The organism is Myxococcus sp. CA039A, assembly GCF_013336645.1.
GTDB classification, from domain to species: domain Bacteria; phylum Myxococcota; class Myxococcia; order Myxococcales; family Myxococcaceae; genus Myxococcus; species Myxococcus llanfairpwllgwyngyllgogerychwyrndrobwllllantysiliogogogochensis.
Genome location: NZ_JABUMQ010000241.1, coordinates 1 through 17,928, shown reverse-complemented (window position 1 = coordinate 17,928; position 17,928 = coordinate 1). Strand labels below are relative to the sequence as shown.

Below are 17,928 nucleotides of genomic sequence, written 5' to 3'. Positions count from 1 at the left end.
CCCACCCGGTGGGGGCCCGCGCCAGGCTGGACACCGAGGCTGGAGGTGCTGGAACTCGACATTTCCGACGACGCCACCCCGCTCCACGGCCTGGAAGGGCTGCTGCTTCGTCCAGAGGGACACGCCGCATGGGCCTGGGCGGCCGGGCGGTGAAGTCGTTGTGGGACGTTTCACTCTGGCGTGAGACTTCACGCATACCGAGACGCGTCATACGACTCTGCTAGGCTCGCGAGCCTTCAGAGGTTCCCCCTGCAGACACGCATCACGACAGGTGCCTTCCGAGCACTGGGTACGGCCGCCCTGCTCTTCCTGCTTCCCTGGGTCGTCTATGGCAGCGCCATCTCCCTGGACTATGGCCTGCGCGACGACTACGCGATTCTGAGGGAGGCCCGCGAGGAGCCTGGGAAGATTCTGCGGGTGTGCGGCGCCATGGGCCGTCCGCTGTACGGCTGGCTCCTGGAGCGCTCCACGCGTGAAGTCGACGACGTGGATGGGCTGGGCGGCCTGCGGGCCCTGGGCGTGCTGGGGCTGGCCCTGCTGTCGCTCGCGCTCTACCTCCTGTTCCGGGCCGAGGGGTGGCGGAGGTCTCCCGCCGCGCTGCTCGCCGCCTTCCTCATCGTGATTCCCTCCGCGCAGGTGGTCGCCAGTTGGAGCATCTGCTGGCCCCAGGCGGTGGCGCTGCTCTTGAGCGTGGGGGCGTTCGCCCTGGCGCGAAGAGGCGTGGGCACCTCGACGGGCGGAGCGCGGAGCGTGTCCTGGTGCGTGGGCGGGGTAGTGGCCCTGGCCGCGTCGACGCTCATCTATCAGGCGAGCGGTCCGTTCTACGCGGTGCTGCTCGCGGCGGCGCTGGTGACGCGGCGCTTCGACGACGTGCGCGCGTCCGCGCGCTGGCTCGCGAGCCACGTGCTCGTCGTGGGCGGGGGACTGGGGCTGGCGTATGTCGTCACCCGGATGACGTTCGCGCTGGGGGTGTTCACCCCGTCGCCGCGCATGGTGCTGGAGCGGCACTTCGTGGCCAAGGCGGTCTGGTTCGTCACCCAGGTGCTGCCCAATGCCCTGGCGCTGAATGCGCTCAACGACACGGACGCCGCGCCCTCGTGGGGGTACTGGCCCATGGTGGGCGTGACGCTGACGGTGCTCGCGCTGGGGCTCGTCGTCGAGGGGCGTCGCACGGGACGCGTCGGCGTGGGGACGTGGGTGGTGGCGCTCGTGGGCCTGTCGGGCGTCGCGTACTGCGCGAGCCTGCTCGCCAGCGAGCGGTGGCCCACGTACCGCACCCTCTATGCCCTCACGGGGGTGTGGAGCGTGTTCTTCTTCGCCGCGATGGTGAAGCTGGGGGACCGGTTTCCCACGCGGGGACCTCGCGTGGCCGTGGCGTTGCTGGGCGGGTTCGTCGCGGTGAGCGCCCTGCTCGCGCATCAGCAGTCCGTGGAACTGTTCGCGGTGCCGCAGGAGCGGGAGCTGGCGCTGATGCGGCAGGGGGCCTCCGCCATCGTCCCCGCGCGCAAGCCGCGCGTCTTCGTCCTCACCGCGCGGCAGGGAGACTCCGCCGCGTCCCAGCGCTATCTGGACGAGTTCGGCTCCGTGTCCGTCGACACCGAGTGGGTGGCCAAGGAGCTGCTCGCCACCGCCGTCCGGGAGCGCTTCCCCCAGGAGAAGGACACGCGGAGCCTCTACCGCTTCGCCGCGGGTCCCGTCCTGCCCGAGTCCCGCGCGTACGACATCCTCGTCGACATGCGCCAGCTGAGGGCTTCGCCGCCCAGGCTCATCCAGCTCGCCCGCTGAGGCGTGTCCACCGCGAACCGGAAATGACACGTCCCCGTTGACGCGGGGGCGCAGGGGCGGCATGCACCGGGACCGTGCCCTCCTACGAAAAGATTTTCGAGAACAACCGCCGCTGGTCCGCCGACAAGACGAAGGACGACCCGCAGTACTTCGAGCGTCTGTCCGCGGAACACAACCCCGAGTACCTCTACATCGGCTGCTCCGACAGCCGGGTGCCCGCCAACGAAATCATGGGCGTGGAGCCCGGGGACGTCTTCGTCCACCGCAACGTCGCGAACCTGGTCAACAACGTCGACCTGAACGTGATGTCGGTCATCAACTACGCGGTCCGCCACCTGTCGGTGAAGCGCATCATCGTCTGCGGCCACTACGGCTGTCAGGGCGTGAAGGCGGCCATGCAGCCCAAGGATTTGGGCATCCTCAACCCGTGGCTGCGCAACGTGCGCGACGTCTACCGGCTCCACAAGGCGGAGCTGAACACGTTCACGGACCCCGAGGCCCGCTACGCGCGGCTCGTGGAGCTGAACGTCACCGAGCAGTGCATCAGCATCGTCAAGACGGCCGCCGTGCAGCGCAGCTACGTGGAGAAGGGCTTCCCCACCGTGCACGGCTGGGTGTTCGACATGCGCACCGGCCTGTTGAGGGACCTGGAGCTGGACTTCCCCAAGCTGCTGCGCGACGTGCAGGAGGTCTACAACCTCACCGACAAGGACTCGATTTTCTAGCTGGGACAAGACAGAGCGTTGCTTGTTATCAATGGATTGGAAGTCTTCCGGTTTTTACACACCCCCTGGAAGACGACACCTCCATGCTCTCCACACCCCCTCGTCGAGCGGTCTGCCTTGCGTTGTTCCTTCCCTTCCTCGGAGCCTGCGGCCCCGCCTCCCGGCCCGAGGAAGCCCCACCGCCTTCCACGATAACGACAGCGGAGGAGCACCTCCAGGTCAGCACGCTCGTCGCACCGGGCAGTGTGTGGAGATATCGCGACACCGGCGTGGACCCGGGCGCCGGCTGGACGGCGGCGGGCTACGTGGACACGGCGTGGAAACAGGGCCCCGCGCAGCTCGGCTATGGCGACGGCGACGAGGCGACAGTCGTGTCCTACGGCCCCAGCACGTCGTCGCGCTACGTGACGACCTGGCTGCGCAAGACGTTCACCGTCGCGGACCCTTCCCGGGTGAGCAACGTGGTGCTGCGGCTGCTGCGCGATGACGGCGCCATCGTCTACCTGAACGGGCAGGAGGTCCTTCGCAGCAACCTGCCCGCGGGCACGGTGACGGCGTCGACGCTGGCGAGCACCGTCATCGCGGACAGCGCCGAGCTGACCTGGCACAGCGCCTCCGTGTCCGCCGCGCTGCTCACCTCGGGCACCAACGTGCTCGCGGTGGAGGTGCACCAGTCCACGCTCAACTCGTCGGACCTGAGTTTCGACCTGGAGCTGACCGCGGACGTCTCCGCCGCGCCCGCCACGCCGTGCTGGCCGCTGGACCTGCCGGCCCTGAGCACGCTGCGCGCGTCGCCGAAGAAGGTCTTCGCGCACTACTTCTCGCCCTACCCGCTCTCCCTCGACAACCGGGAGCCTTCGGTCGACTACTACGCGCGGCACTACCTGGTGCCCACCGGGGAGAACTCCAAGTTCGCGTACTGCGGCGGTCTGCTCAAGCAGCGGCCCCTGCCCCAGGCGCCCCGCGCGGCGGGCGTGGACTACGAGCTGGCGAACTTCGAGCTGGAGGTGCGTCGCGCCTCGGCGCTGGGCCTGGACGGCTTCACCTACGACATCCTCAACCACACCGGCACGCACTGGAACCGGCTGCTGAAGCTGCTGCAGGCCGCGAGCAACGTCGACAGCGGGTTCCGCATCGTCCTCATGCCGGACCTGACCTCCACCTACTCGGGCACCGACGCGGAGGCGCTGACGGCGTTCGTGAACTCCATCGCGTCGGTGGCCTCGCACCCTGCGGTGTATCACCTGGACGATGGGCGCCTGCTGCTCGCGCCGTACTACGCCGACAAGCGCACGCCGCAGTGGTGGGCCTCCGTCGTCCAGGCCCTCCAGGCACGCGGAATCCCCTCGGCGCTGTGGCCCGTGTACGTCAACCCGTGGGTGGCGCAGACGAACACACTCAAGGCGGTGGTGCCGTTGCATGGCACGTCCACCTGGGGCAGCCGGACGCTCTCCGGCGCCTCGGGGCAGTTGGCCAACCCCGGCACGGCGCACGGCATGGGGCTCCAGTGGATGGCGCCGGTGGCCTTGCAGGACTCCCGCCCCAAGGACCTCGTCTACACGGAGGCGAACAACTCGCAGGCGCTCCGGGCCCTGTGGAGCGCGGCCATCCAGGGCGGCGCGGACTGGGTGCAGCTCATCACGTGGAATGACTATTCGGAGGCGACGGAGTTCTCCCCGTCCTCCGGCACGCAGTGGGCCGCCTTCGACCTGACGGCGTATTACACCGCGTGGTTCAAGACAGGCGTGCAGCCGCCCATCGTCCGGGATGGGTTGTATTACTTCCACCGGCAGCACTCGACGAGCGCGGCGCCGGACCTGACGAAGCAGAGCGCCGTCTACCGGCTGGTGAATGGCGCGCCCGCGGTGAACGAAATCGAGCTGCTCGCGTTCCTGACGGCGCCGGCGACGCTGGAAATCGAGCTGGCGGGCAGCGTGCAGCGCACGAACGTGGCGGCGGGAATCCAGTCGTTCCGCGTCCCGCTCCAGCAGGGCACGCCGAGCTTCCGGCTGGTGCGCAATGGCGCCACGGTGGCGTCCGTGACGAGCGCGTTCCCCATCAACAACACCATCGTCTACCAGGACATGCTGTACCGCGCGGGAGGAAGCCTCTCGTGTGACCGCGCGGCCTTCTTCCCCTGAGGTCACTCGCGGGTGACGTGAGTCACCGCGTCACCAGGGCCGGCCGTTGAACACCACGGCCGGCCCGACCTGTTGCGCTTGTACGGCATGCATGGCTTTGAGCCGCCCGACACTCATGGGAGTGGCCAGCCTCCCCCTGTTCTCTGGCACGAAAGGACGTAGCCCTGCGACTCCACGCCTGCGCTGCACTTCTGATCTTCCTCTCGGCGTGCGCTACGCCGGCACCGCTCCCAAGAGGGCGCACCTCCCGAAGCCCACGGTTCGCCAACCTCCAGCGAGCGGCCAGGCTGCCGTGGACGGACGGAGGACGGTGCGCCGTCCGGGAGGCTTCCCAACCCTGGCCCGTGCTGGCGGAGCGCTGCTATCCGGCCATCAACCATGACCGGATCCGTTTCAACGACCCAACGGGCAGGTGCGCCGTTGCCTCCGCGGGCACGGTCGTCGTGGGAGTCGGCCTCTGCGTCCTGGCTGCTCCCGAAATCATCGCAGGCGCGGTAATCATCGTCGGCGCAGTGGTGGTGGGCCTCGCCATCAAGGAAGCACTGGATGCGTATGAGCTGAGAGGAAGCAGTTCGGAAGAGGTAGAGCCTGTGGCCCAAACAAAGGCCGCTCCAAGTGACCTCTCCGCGAATCGGAGTCCCAAGCTGGAACCATCAGGGCAGGACTGGTTCCCCCCAGTGCCGACCGAGCCCCTGGAGCGCGAGCGCCACCCCAGGTGCAAGGCCATCCCGGTCAAGCATCGAGGTGGAGACGACGCACATGACCGGTGCGCCGACAGGATTCCACCCAACCGCTACCCTGGGATGGACGTGCTCGTTGACACCAAGCACTTCGACGCCCTGCAAGTCGGCGTGCGCGTGTTGTGGGAGATCAAGACCGACCGATTCGACACCTACAGTGACTTCCTCAAGACGCAGGTGGTCGATGATCAAGTGGCGGAACTGCTGGAAGAGCATGCCATCGCGGTGTCCTGTGGGTATGGTTTCGTCGTGGGAGTGAGCACCGAAGAGCACAAAGATGCGCTGGAGCTCCGGGTGCCCGAACTCAACTTCGTCGTCACGGGGTGCCAGCGATGACTCGGCGCAACCCCCTCGCTGTCATCGTCTATGCACCCGCGCTGGCGGACAACGACCAGCGCTCGCTCGCCATCGTCCAGGGGATGGAACGGGCGTTTCCCGGTTTACGGCTGGAGTGGAAGCTCTCCAAGGAAGGGCAGCCTCTCCCATTGCCTCAGCGCGACGCCTGGCTCACGGAAGCGACGACGAAGGGGCGATTCCCGCTGGTATGCAATGGCGACGAACGCTTCCCCGTGACGATCTCTGGGTTGCAGCTCCTCGCGAACCAGGCGCCGGGTGGCCAACCACTGCTGGATGTCCATGCCGAATTGCCACTCGACGAGACCGTGATTGGGGTCTCGGCGAATGTGCTTGAGGGTGTGGCGGAGGGTGCACAGGCGTTCTGGGGGCATGCGACGCCTTTCCGCGCGGGGGTAGAGATCTCACGGCAGACAATCGACCCCGTACACAAGCCGGGGATTCCGCCCCGGGGCCTGCCGGCGCTCAAGTTCGCCGTGAAAATCGGCGCACCCGAGATTCCGCAGCGCCTGGGGTGGATCAACTACTGGTCGCCCGCCGCCGCTCACGCCATCGGTTTTCCGGACTCCACTCGCGACGCCGAGTTGCTCTCACGAGCGCGGCGCACGGCGAAGGGGGGATGGCTCGTGCAGCTCACGGAGGCACCGCTCGATCTCGACAACCCCGCCCACCTGGATGCGCTCCTCCGTGCATATGAGCGCTTTCCGGCGATAGGCGGGCGCGCGGTGCCTTGAGCATTCACGGCGTCACGCCTCGCACACTTGCGATGATGGGGCCGCGCTACTTCCCCGTGGCGCGGAGCTTCGCCAGTCGCGACTTGTCCAGCTTCGCGACGACGCCGACGCTTCGCCCCGCGAGGTTGGCGACGACGTACTGCACGCTGGTGCCCAACACCTGCGCGCTCTCCGACAACGACAGCCCGTAGTCCTGCTCCAGCCACTGCGTCATGCCGCTGGTCGCCGAGCGCAGCGCATCATCCAGCGAGCCCGCCTGCCCGAGCACCATGAGATGCGTGGGAGACTCCACCCGGGGCATCGACGGCGCCTTGCCGTGCACGACATCCACGGTCAGCTCCACCTCCATCGACGTCTCCAACGCGTACTGTGACGTCTCACCATCACCCTGCGCGGCATGGGCATCACCCAGATAGAGCAGGGCCCCCGGCTGGAAGACGGGGAGATAGACGGTGTTGCCCTCCACCACCTCGTTGAAGTCCATGTTCCCGCCAAAGCGCCCCGTGTCCCCGGTGGAGAAGGCGGGCAGACCGAAGCCCGGCGCCACGGCCAGTCCTCCCAGCATGGGACGCAGCGGCACCGTGTAGTCCTTCAGTCGCTCCGTCGGCGTCTCAGGGCTCGCGACGCCCTTCTCCCAGTCCAGCGTCCAGCGCACGGGCTTGCCCAACTCCGTCGCCTTCGCCGCCAGCGCGGGCGTCATCGCCCTTCCGACGATGCTGTCGAGACTGTCCGCGTGACGCCGATTCAAGCGCACGCGCTTCAGGTGGATGACCAGCGTGTCTCCAGGCCGCGCATCCCCGATGAAGAACGGCCCCGTCTGGGGATTGCCGAAGAGCGCCTTCGTGACGCCGTGCTCATCCACGCCACCAGAGTCGAGCGTGGTCGTCTTCAGCGTGTCACCCGCCCAGAGCGTCAGCACCGGCTCGCGCGTCGCGGAGAACTCGTTGGACCAGGTGGTGGGCTTGAACTCGTGGCGACGCGGAGGCCCCGAGGGACGCTCGGCGATGCGGCGGGCGGTGAAGGCATGCTTCACCCGCGCCTGGGCGTTGTTCGTGTCGGGCATGTCCGCGGTGCCCCGCATCGTGTCCCCGCTCACCTTGCCCGTGAAGCTGTAGCGCGCCTTGCTTGAGTCCGTGACGGTGAAGCGGACCTCCTGGCCCGTCCGCTCACCCTCCAGCGTGTCCCCGTCGAACTCGCCCCCCAGCCGCTTGCCCGTCCGCTCCAGCGTCAGGGCCTGATAGAGCGGGTTGCCCCACAGGTCCGTCGTGACGACCCACTGCTCCTTCACGGGGGCCTGCGCGAACACCAACCAGGGAACACAGCAGAGGAGCAACGTCACGGCGGGGCGGGTCATGTCGAAGGTCACCATGCCATCGGAGTGCACCCCGCGCATCCTCCGAGCGAGCCTGACGCCAGGCGTGAAGGTCCCGCATCCGCGCCATTCGCGGGAATACCTCGCGGCAGGCGAGCCAGACGTCACTGGACAAGGAAGGTCGTCACGCTAGCGTCACACCCACCCCGCGTCTCCACGCGGTGCGAGGTGACGAGACATGACGGCCCTGAGCCACACCTATCAGTACAGCGGCCCTTCGGAGCTCGTGGCCGAGGAGCGCGGACAGGCGCTGCGCCTCATGACCTCCGGCGGCGGCGCGCCCCAGCCGTACTTCTTCGAGGGGCGCCTGCTCCAACCCCGGCTGACGGCACTGTCGCTGCGCGCCCTGTCCCGCGTCGTGGGCACGCGCTTCTTCATTCCTCCCGCCATGCTGCACCGCATCCTGCTCGAAGCCGACCCGGTGGTGACATGCGGACGCGGCATGCTGCGTTTCGAGGGGTTCTCCGGCTGCGCCAGCACCTATGCCCGCGTGGACCTCACGCCGTCGGCGTACGAAGGTGACGTCGCCTCGTTCGGCACCACCAACGTGGACTTCAACGCGCCGATGCGTGCGGCGTTGGCCACCGTGCGCGCGGAGGAGCCGCTCGCGCTGTCCGTGGGCCACGCGGAGGTGGCGCTCCAGCGCGGCGATGCGCGAGTGGTGGAGCGCAAGGTGCCGCTGCCGCTGCGCTGGCTCAAGGGCTTCGCCGAGGTGCAGGCGTACCTGTCCCGCCTCACGCCCTTCGCGGAGCTGCCCGCGACGGAGGCACTGCGCTTCCTGCGCGGCCTTCCTCGAACGCGCACCGACAAGCGCCCCCACTACCTGGTGCCCCAGGGGCGCTCGGTGCGACTGAGCTCGACGGCGGCGACGGGCGCGATGCGCCTCACCGGACTGGAGCGCTTGCGCGTGCTGGAGGACCTGGTCCCCTTCGCGAAGCGACTCATCCTGCACGCGGACCCTCGGGGTCAGGCCAGTGCCTTCGTGCTCGACATGGGCGTCCTGCGCTTCACGCTCGCGCTCTCCGGCGAGGTGTGGCGTGGCTTCTCCGGCGAGGGGCAGACGCTGTCGGCCCTGGCACAGCGCCCCGCCGTGGAGCAGGTGCTGTCCACGCTGCGCGCGGAGCTGCGCTGGGAGGCCGTGCTGGAGCCCCGCGCGCTGGCGAGCAAGCTGTCCGCGCCCGAGGACCTCGTTTGGCACGGTCTCCAGGTGCTCGGCGTCAGGGGACTGGTGGGCTTCGATTCGCAGGCGGCCGCCTTCTTCCACCGGGAGCTGCCCTTCGACCTCGAGCAGGTGGAGGCTCTCGCACCCCGCCTCTCCGACGCACGCGCGCTGCTGGAGGCGGGTGCACTGGAACCGGACGCCTCCACCCCGAACGCCTGGTGGGTGCGCGGCGCGGACGTCACCTACCACGCCCTGCTGGACGCGGATGGAGAGCCGCTGCGCTGTGGCTGCCCCTGGTTCTCCCGCCACGCCCTGGAGCGAGGCCCCTGCAAACACCTTCTCGCGGCGCAGCTACACGCCCAGCGCGCCGAGGACCCCGACGCCTCATGACGACCTCGCCCCTCGATGCGCTGCTCGCCGCTCCCAGCCCCGCCGCCTGCGCCGCTCTGCTGGAGGGGCTGACTCCGGCGCAGCGAAGACAGCTCGGCCCCGAGGCACTCAAGCGGGACAAGGCGCTCCGGGACGAGCACTGGTCGGACTCCCGCGAGGAACAGGCGCTCCGGCGCGAACGCTCCCGGGTGCTGGCCATGTTGTGTTTCTTCACCGTCCCGCCTTCGGACTGGACGCCCCGCCTCCTCGGTGCCCTTCCCGAGGAGGCCGCCGACCTGGCCGCGAAGCTGCGACCGGACTGGCTGGAAGACGCGGCCGAGCGGCTCGTCGCGCTCGCCCCGTCCTACTTCTGGGTGGCGCGCATGCTCATGCGCAAGGGGGTGTCCCGTCGCCCCACCCATGACAACTACACCACGGGCATGCTCTTCCTGGACACGCGCTTCCATCCGAACCCCTTCGACACGGACCCGCGACTGCTGGAGCACGAGGCGTGGCGCCTGTTCGAGGTCGAGGGCAGCGGAGAGCTGAGCCTCGCGGCGAAGGACAAGTACACCTTCGAGGACAAGACCTGGGCCTCCGTCTTCCTGCGGCACATGCGTCAGGGCACGCTGGAGCGAGGGCGCCTGCTGGACGCCACGCTGGGAGCACTGGAGCGCGACTTCGCGGCGTTTCGCGCGGGCTGGTTCTCCCGCTTCCACGAGGCCCTGGAGCCAACCCCCGAGGAGCTGGCGCGACACAGGGACCGCTATCTGCGCCTCCTGGGCAGCTCCATCCCCGCGACGGTCAGCCTCGCGCTCGACGTCGTCACCGCGCTGGAGGCCCGCGAGCCCTTGCCCGTGGACTCCGCCCTGCCCGCGCTGGAGCCCGTGCTGCTGGCCCGGCACAAGGGGACCGCGCAGCAGGCGGTGAAGCTCCTCAAGGCACTCGGCGAGCGCGAGTCCGGCGCTTCCCGTGAGCGAATCACGGGGGCCCTGGCCTCCGGCCTCGCGCACGAGGCCGTGGACGTGCAGAAGGCCGTGCTGAAGGCGCTGGAGTCCCTGGCGAAGACGCCCGACGCGGCCCTTCGCACCGCCGTCGAGGAGCGGGTGGACGGAGTGGCCGCCTCGCTGAAGAAGCACGTCCAGGCATGGCTGGGTGAGAGCACGCGCCCCATGGCTTCGGAACCTCCCAGGACAGCGGACAAGAAGAAGCCCTCCGGGGAGCCTCGCGCGCCGGCCTCACCCACGGACGCGCGCTTCGCGGTGACGCCCATCGCGAGCCTCGACGAGCTGCTCTCCGCGCTCTCCACCTGCATCGAGGACGCGGGCAATCCGATGGAGGTCGAGCGCGTGCTGGATGGCGTGGCCCGACTGGGCCGACAGCGCCCCGACGACTTCGCGCGGCGGACCTCCGCCCTGGCGAAGCGCGCCAGGAAGCTGAGCGCGAAGACATATGGAGAATCCTTGGCGGTTCGCCTCGCGGGCCTCGCGCTCGCATGGCTCGCGTCCCCGGGCGAGGCCCACTCCACGCTGCGCGAGGTTCCCGAGCCGGCGCTCACGCCCGGACACGAGGTGTTCCTGCCACTGCTGAGCGAGCGCATCTCCGACCTCGCGAGGGCCCTGGACGCGGGACGTGAAGAGGGCCTGTTGTCCATGCCCACCCATGAGGGCGGGTGGCTTGCTCCGGAGACGCTGGTGGCGCGCCTGCTGGCGCGCGCACCCGAGGCGGAAGAGCCCCCGCTCTCGGACCTGTGTCTCGCCCTGTGTCGGCTCGCTCCCGTTCGAGACTCGAAGGCCCTGGAGTCGCTGAAGCAGTCGAGCCGCTCGCGAAGTGACGCATTCAAGCTCGTCGCCTGGGCCCTGGGGCTGGGCAAGAGCGCACCTGACACAGTGGACGTGAGTGTGTCGGTGGCGCGGAGGCATCGGGGTGAAACGCCGGAGTCGGAGCACACCTTCACCGTCAAGGCGCGACGCTCCGGCAAGTTCACCTTCCACGACCTGTTCATCTCGACGTCGCCCAAGCCCATCGCGCCAGGGAAGCTCAAACGCCAGGACATTCCGGGCCTGATGCTCATCAAGGAGAACGGCGGCGGCGGCAAGCCCTACCCGCGCTGGGCGGCGACGCTCTGGCCCTCGGGACTGGAGGCGTTCTTCGCCAGCCACGCGGAGGAGCTGGCCATGAACATCGACTGGAGCGAGGCCAACTGGAGCAACGTCGTCGCCTACGAGCAGTTGCTTCACCCCTGGCTGCGCCTGGGCCCCATGGCCCGGCTGGTGCTCGCCATGGGTCTGGCGACGAAGGAGCCTGGTGAGCATGGCGTGAGCGTGGACGCCGCCATCTCCGCGCTCGCCACGGGGAGACTCACCGCCGAGGAGCTCGGGGAGATGCTGCGCGAGTTGCGCCCCACGGGGCTCATCAACCTCAAGCGCCTGTCCATGACGCTGGCGCGGGTGGCCAGTGCCTCGGAGGAACATGCCGCGCAGGTGGCCCTCGCCATCCAGCGCGCCCTGAGGAAGACCTCGGAGGACACCGCCCCTCGCGACGAGGGCACGCTGGTGAAGCTGCTGCTGGAGTTGCTGGCCCAGTCGGAAGGCCGGCTCACGGACGCCGAGGCGTGGGACTACCTCCAGGGCACATCCCACCGGAAGACCTTCGAGCCGCTGGCGCCTACTGCTTCTTCAGCTGCTCCCCCACCGCCCCCAGCAGCGCGTCGAACGACTCCTCGAAGAGCCTCACGCCCTCCACGGACAGCCGCTCGGTGATGGACTTCATCGACACGCCGCTCGCCTCCAACTGACGCATCGTCTCCCTGGCGCCCGCGACATCTTCCACCAGGCTGGTGCGCACCTTGCCGTGGTCCCGGAAGGCGTCGATGGTCGCCGGGGGCATGGTGTTGACGGTGTCGGGGCCGATGAGCTCTTCCACATAGAGCACATCCCGCAGCTTCGGGTTCTTCGTGCTGGTGCTCGCCCACAGCACGCGCTGCGCGCGCGCGCCCTTCGCGGCGAGGGCCTTCCAACGCGCGCTGCTGAAGAGCTCCTGGTAGATGCGATAGGCGAGCCTCGCGTTGGCGATGGCCACCTTGCCGCTCAGGGCCTCCAGCGTCTTGCGCTGCTCGGCGGAGGCGCCCGACTTGAGCCGCTGCTCGATTTCCTTGTCGGCCGCCACGTCGATGCGGCTGACGAAGAACGAGGCCACGCTGGCCACCGTGCTCAAGTCTCCACCCGCCTTGGCGAACTTCTCCAGCCCGGACAGGTACGCCTCGGCGATCTGCCGGTAGCGCTGCTGACTGAAGAGGAGCGTCACGTTGATGTTGAGCCCTTCCGTGATGAGCTGCTGGAAGGCGGGCACCCCGGCCTCCGTGCCGGGGACCTTGATCATCACGTTCGGTCGCGCCAGCGTCTTCCAGAGCCGCCGGGCCTCCTCGAGCGTGGCCTGCGTCTGGTTCGCGAGCCGGGGAGAGACCTCCAGCGAGGCGAAGCCATCCTTCCCCTTCAGCGCGTCATAGACGGGCCGGAGGATGTCGGCGGCGCCCTGGACGTCGCGCACCGCGAGCTGCTCATAGACGTCATTGGCGGAGAGCCCCTTGGCGCGCGCCGCCACGAACAGGTCCGCGTAGTCCTCGCTGCCCGACACCGCCTTCTGGAAGATGGTGGGGTTGGAGGTGAGGCCCTTGAGCCCATCCTCGTCGATGAGCTTCTTGAGCGTGCCCTGGGTGATGTAGCTCCGCTGGAGGTTGTCCACCCAGACGGCCTGGCCGAACTCCGCGAGCTGACGCAGTGGATTCATTGGGACGTTCCTCCCCTGGTCCTCAATCTGCCCATGCCACGTTCGCCCGTGAGCGGGCCTGCGCCCAGGAGCCCCCCCGCCGGGCTGCTCTCCGAAGAGAGGACCCTCGGACCCTCCCTCCCCTTCATGGCCGCGCCGCTTCACCAGGGACTCCACCGTCAACACCCTACGGGGGTCCCCAGCCCGGAGAGAGACGATGGCAGACACACTGGCAGAGCTCGCGGCGCAGCTTCGAGTCGACAGCATCCGAGCGACGACGGCGGCGGGCTCGGGACACCCCAGCTCCTCCATGTCCGCGGCGGACATCGTCGCGGTGCTGTTCCAGAAGTACCTGCGCTTCGACTTCCAGCACCCGAAGGCCCCCGACAACGACCGCTTCGTGCTCTCCAAGGGCCACGCCTGCCCGGTCCTCTATGCGGCGTTCAAGGCGGTGGGCGCCATCGACGACGCGGAGTTGCTGTCGCTGCGCAAGCTCGGCAGCCGGCTGGAGGGGCATCCCAACCCGCATGTGCTGCCGCTCGTGGACGTGGCCACCGGCTCGCTCGGCCAGGGGCTCGCCGTGGGCGTGGGCATGGCGCTGATGGCGCGGCTGGACCAGCGGAGCTTCCGCACCTACGTGATGATGGGCGACAGCGAGACGGCGGAAGGCTCGGTCTGGGAGGCGTTCGACAAGGCCTCTCACTACCGGCTCGACAGCCTCTGCGCCCTCATCGACATGAACCGCCTGGGCCAGAGCGGGCCGACGGAGCTGGGCTGGAACGACGAGGCCTATGTCGCGCGAGCCCGCGCCTTCGGCTGGCATGCGCTGGCCGTGGACGGACATGACCTGGGCGCCATCGACCGCGCCCTCGCCGAGGCCCAGTCCACGAAGGGCAAGCCCACCTGCCTCATCTTCAAGACGGAGAAGGGCCACGGCTACTCGCTCATCGCGAACAAGGAAGGCTGGCACGGCAAGCCCCTGCCCGAGGACAAGGCGCGCGAGGCCATCCAGGAGCTCGGCGGTGAGCGTCACCTGCGCATCGAGGTGAAGAAGCCGGAAGCGACGCGCCCCGCCCCCCAGGAGTCGGCCGCGCCGTTGAAGCTGCCGGGCTACGCCACCGACGAGAAGGTCGCCACCCGCAAGGTCTACGGCGATGCCCTGAAGGCGCTCGGTGACGCGCACCCGGACCTCGTCGCGCTGGACGCGGAGGTGTCCAACTCCACGTACTCGGAGGAGCTGCGCAAGGCCCATCCCCAGCGCTACTTCGAGATGTACATCGCCGAGCAGAACATGGTGTCCAGCGGCGTGGGCATGGCGGTGCTGGGCAAGCGCGTCTTCATCAGCACCTTCGCGGCCTTCCTGTCGCGCGCGTATGACCAGATTCGCATGGCGGCCGTCTCCAACGCGACGCTGCACCTGTGCGGCAGTCACGCGGGCTGCTCCATCGGCGAGGATGGCCCCTCGCAAATGGGACTCGAGGACCTGGCGATGATGCGCGCCGTCGCGGGCAGCACCGTGCTGTACCCGAGCGACGCCAACCAGACGGCCGCGTTGATGGCCCACCTGGTGGACCTGCCCGGCATCAGCTACCTGCGGACCACCCGCGCGAAGACGCCCGTCCTGTACTCGGCCACCGAGAAGTTCCCCATCGGCGGGTGCAAGGTGCTCCGACGCTCGGACAAGGACGTGGCCACGATTGTCGCCGCGGGCATCACCCTGCACGAAGCGCTGGACGCGAATGCGCGGCTCCAGGAAGCCGGTGTCTCCGTGCGCGTCATCGACCTCTACTCCGTGAAGCCCGTGGACGTGAAGACGCTGCGGCAGGCCGCGCGGGAGACCCAGGGGCGGCTCATCGTCGTCGAGGACCACTGGGCCGAGGGAGGACTCGCGGACGCGGTGCTCGAGGCCTTCTCCGACGAGCCCCAGCCGCTGCCTGTCGTGAAGCGCCTGGCGGTGCGCACCCTGCCCGGCTCCGGCAAGCCCGAGGAATTGTTGAGCGCGGCCGGCATCGACGCGGAGCACATCGTCCAGGCCGTCATGGCCCTGAAGGACGCTCCGGGCCCCACCGACGCTCCCGAGGCGAAGGCGTCGCGTCCTCGTGGACGAAAGAACGCATAGCCGGGGGCTCCAACAGGGGCCGTCGGACGTGCGAGAGTCTCACCCTCGATGACCTACGACCTTCAGTCCCTCACCGAGCTTTCCACCCTTGAAAACCTCGTGAGCACCCAGGGCGTGGCGGCGCTGCTCGCCACCCTGGACGAGGTACTCGCGCGCACGCCGCCCGACGCGCTCGTGTTGAAGGAAGACGGCCCCGCCGTCGGCCCCAGGACGCTGCGAGTCCTCCGCAAGGCCGTCGAGTTCGACGCCACCTTCCTTCAAGCGCACCCCGAGGCCATCTTCCAGAGCCTCTACAACCGCCTGCGCTGGCACGACGCGCCCGACGCCGCCGCGCACTTCGCGCCCGAGAGCCAGGGCCCGTGGAGCCATCCCGACGCGCATCTGTTCGCGCTCGCGAACCACTGGCGGAAGCAACGGGACGCGGCGGGCGCGGCGCCCTGGGTGGAGTCCCTGCTGCCGCTGCGCGGCGCCCTGGAGAGCGCGGACTCGCTCTTCTGGCACGACGCCCAGGTGCTGTGCGCGGCCTACAGCCCGTCGGGGACAAAGCTCGCCACCGGCTCGTGGTCCGACGACGGCAACGTGCGCGTCTGGGACGTGGCCACCGGCGAGTGCCTCCAGGTGATGGCGGGCCACGAAGGCGAGGTGCGGGGCCTGGCCTGGAGCGCGGACGGAACGCGACTGGCATCAGGCTCCAGGGACCATGACGCCCGCATCTGGGATGTGGAGACCGGAGCACTCCTGAAGGAGTTTCCGGGTCAGGAGGGACAGGTGACCTCGGTCGCCTTCAGCCCGGATGGACGCCTGCTCGCCACCGGCAACCTGGGGTGGCGCGTGCACGTGTTCGACGTGGACTCCGGCCGCGCGGTGAAGACGCTGAAGGGACATGAGCAGTCCGTGCTGAGCCTGTCCTTCCACCCGTCGGGGCGCTGGCTCGCGAGCGGCGGCTCCGACTCCACGCTGAGAATCTGGGACACCGCGACGTGGACGCAGGTGGAGCGCATCGCCTCCGACGGATACGTCGACACGGTGGAGTTCAGTCCGGATGGCGAGTGGATTGCCTGGGCGGTGTTCGAGGGCATCGCCGTGGCGGACACCCGGACGTGGACCCGGCTGCCGGGCACGCGCGGCGAGGGGCGCTACTCCCAGGTCGCCTGGCTCGGAACGAGCCGGCTGGGTCTGCTGTCCTACAACCGGGTGGAGGTCGTGGACGTCCGCGAAGGCACGGCCTTGTGGTCCAGGCCCTACCCCTCCGATGGCCATCAGCGCGGCGCGGCCTTCTCTCCCAACGGCAAGCACTTCGCGTTGACGGCGGCCGATGGCGGCCTGCTCGTGAGCGACCTCTACGCTTCGCCGCCGCCCGTCCTCCTGGCGGAGCCGCATCGCATGAAACAGCTCTGGGGCCAGCCAGAGGGGGGGCTCGCCATCGCCCAGCGGTTCGACGCGTGGCTCGCCATCGACGCCCAGGGGTGCGTTCGCAACTGTCCTCCCGACCTCGACGAAACACCCATGCAGCCGTGGTGCTTCAGTCCCGATGGGACCCTGGCCGCCTATGGCATCCATCTCATGATGGAGACGCCCGCCCGGCGCGGGGTCCGGTTGCTCGACGCGAAGAGCCTGACTCCGGTGCGGACCCTGTTCGCCAGGCCACTGGACCCGAACGACACGAAGAAGCGCCTCAGCATGAAACAACCGCTGGCCTTCTCTCCGGACGGCCAGTGGGTGGCGGCGGCGCTCGAGTATGGGTGCGTGCGAATCTGGCGCGTCTCCGATGGAGCCCTGCTGCACACCCTGCGCGGCGCGAAGGGACCCGTCACCCTGGTGACCTTCACCCCGGACGGCGCCCACGTCGTGTGTGGCTATTCCGAGGACGCTCGCGTGTGGGTGTACGAGGTGACGAGCGGCAGGAACGTCCTGACCACCCGGACCCTGCTGGAGCCCGAGCCCGCGTACGCGGCGGCGACTCGCGCGCCTCGCATCGCCGTGGGACGCGCCTCCGGAGAGCTGGAGGTCTACGATTTGACGACGGGCTCACTGCGGCTCATCCAGGTCAGCAACGACGACATCGTGGCCGTGGGGCTCTCCGCGGATGGCTCGCTCGTGGCGGCCTGTGGGTTGGACAGGCGAGTGCGCCTCTTCGATGTCCAGACGGGCGCGCTCAAGTACGAGCTGCCGCATCCGTCCCTGCCCTTCTCCGTGTCCGTGGGAGAGGACCTGCTCGTCACCCAGTCCAATGACCAGGTGACGCGCCTCTTCGACCTGGCCACGGGCGCGCCTCGCGAGGAGTTGCCTGGCAGCGCCACTCCGGAAGACGTCACGCGTCGCCGGTTCTGGGAAGTCCTGGGCGAGGGGCCCGTCTCCTTCCATCGCCAGGAGGACCCCACGCCCCTGACGCACTTCCAGGATGGGCTGGAGGAGACCGTCATCCTGCGGGAGGGACTGGTCGTGGCCCGGGGTCGGAGCATCAAGGACTTCCTCTATGTGCTGAGGATTCACGCCCCCACCGGAGGGAATTGATTCCGGGCGGCGGACGGGAAATGCGCCAGTTCAGGCCAGGGGGGCTCCACGGAGTGAAGTCCTCATCCTCTACCCCTGGAGCACCCCATGGCCTCTTGGCTTGATCTCGCATTCCGCCGCCCCCCCGTTGCGACAACTCCCGTGG

At 69.0% G+C, this 17,928-nt stretch carries 11 protein-coding genes; 9 read left to right on the top strand and 2 right to left on the bottom strand.

Annotated features, from left to right (window positions below):
- Positions 1 to 180 precede the first annotated feature (180 nt).
- From HR086_RS32375 to HR086_RS32355, 5 genes are all read left to right on the top strand, one after another.
- Positions 181 to 1,785: a hypothetical protein gene (locus HR086_RS32375; RefSeq protein ID WP_371817344.1), complete on the top strand. Its 1,605-nt coding sequence runs from the start codon at positions 181 to 183 to the stop codon at positions 1,783 to 1,785.
- Positions 1,786 to 1,859: 74 nt separating this feature from the next.
- Complete coding sequence (locus tag HR086_RS32370) at positions 1,860 to 2,510, top strand: carbonic anhydrase (RefSeq protein WP_141642538.1); 651 nt, start codon at positions 1,860 to 1,862, stop codon at positions 2,508 to 2,510.
- Positions 2,511 to 2,593: 83 nt separating this feature from the next.
- Positions 2,594 to 4,651, top strand: a complete 2,058-nt coding sequence (locus HR086_RS32365) for a glycoside hydrolase family 71 protein (protein WP_174467565.1) — start codon at positions 2,594 to 2,596, stop codon at positions 4,649 to 4,651.
- 344 nt (positions 4,652 to 4,995) lie between these two features.
- Positions 4,996 to 5,727 (top strand): DUF6310 domain-containing protein, encoded by a 732-nt coding sequence (locus HR086_RS32360; protein ID WP_373564385.1) that lies wholly within the window; start codon positions 4,996 to 4,998, stop codon positions 5,725 to 5,727.
- Positions 5,724 to 6,479 carry a DUF5953 family protein gene (locus HR086_RS32355; RefSeq protein ID WP_174467564.1) on the top strand — a complete coding sequence of 252 codons (756 nt, stop codon included), beginning with the start codon at positions 5,724 to 5,726 and terminating at the stop codon, positions 6,477 to 6,479. The genes HR086_RS32360 and HR086_RS32355 overlap by 4 nt, the downstream gene beginning before the upstream one ends.
- 46 nt (positions 6,480 to 6,525) lie before the next feature.
- Here HR086_RS32355 and HR086_RS32350 read toward each other — a convergent pair whose 3' ends face one another.
- A complete protein-coding gene (locus HR086_RS32350; protein WP_373564384.1) occupies positions 6,526 to 7,863 on the bottom strand; it encodes an acetamidase/formamidase family protein in 1,338 nt (445 codons plus the stop codon).
- Between the two features lie 166 nt (positions 7,864 to 8,029).
- On the opposite strand from HR086_RS32350, the gene HR086_RS32345 reads away from it, so the two are divergent.
- The gene (locus HR086_RS32345; protein ID WP_174467563.1) at positions 8,030 to 9,403 is read left to right on the top strand and encodes an SWIM zinc finger family protein; all 1,374 of its coding nucleotides are present in this window, start codon (positions 8,030 to 8,032) and stop codon (positions 9,401 to 9,403) included.
- Positions 9,400 to 12,144 carry a DUF6493 family protein gene (locus HR086_RS32340; protein WP_174461160.1) on the top strand — a complete coding sequence of 915 codons (2,745 nt, stop codon included), beginning with the start codon at positions 9,400 to 9,402 and terminating at the stop codon, positions 12,142 to 12,144. Before HR086_RS32345 ends, HR086_RS32340 begins: the two co-directional genes overlap by 4 nt.
- Here the strand turns inward: HR086_RS32340 and tal are convergent.
- Positions 12,050 to 13,171, bottom strand: a complete 1,122-nt coding sequence (gene tal, locus HR086_RS32335) for a transaldolase (RefSeq protein WP_174461159.1) — start codon at positions 13,169 to 13,171, stop codon at positions 12,050 to 12,052. The genes HR086_RS32340 and tal overlap by 95 nt on opposite strands.
- Positions 13,172 to 13,367: 196 nt before the next feature.
- Between tal and HR086_RS32330 the strand changes: the two genes are divergently transcribed.
- Complete coding sequence (locus tag HR086_RS32330; RefSeq protein ID WP_174461158.1) at positions 13,368 to 15,269, top strand: transketolase; 1,902 nt, start codon at positions 13,368 to 13,370, stop codon at positions 15,267 to 15,269.
- A gap of 48 nt (positions 15,270 to 15,317) precedes the next feature.
- Positions 15,318 to 17,783: a WD40 repeat domain-containing protein gene (locus tag HR086_RS32325; RefSeq protein WP_174461157.1), complete on the top strand. Its 2,466-nt coding sequence runs from the start codon at positions 15,318 to 15,320 to the stop codon at positions 17,781 to 17,783.
- Positions 17,784 to 17,928: the final 145 nt, after the last annotated feature.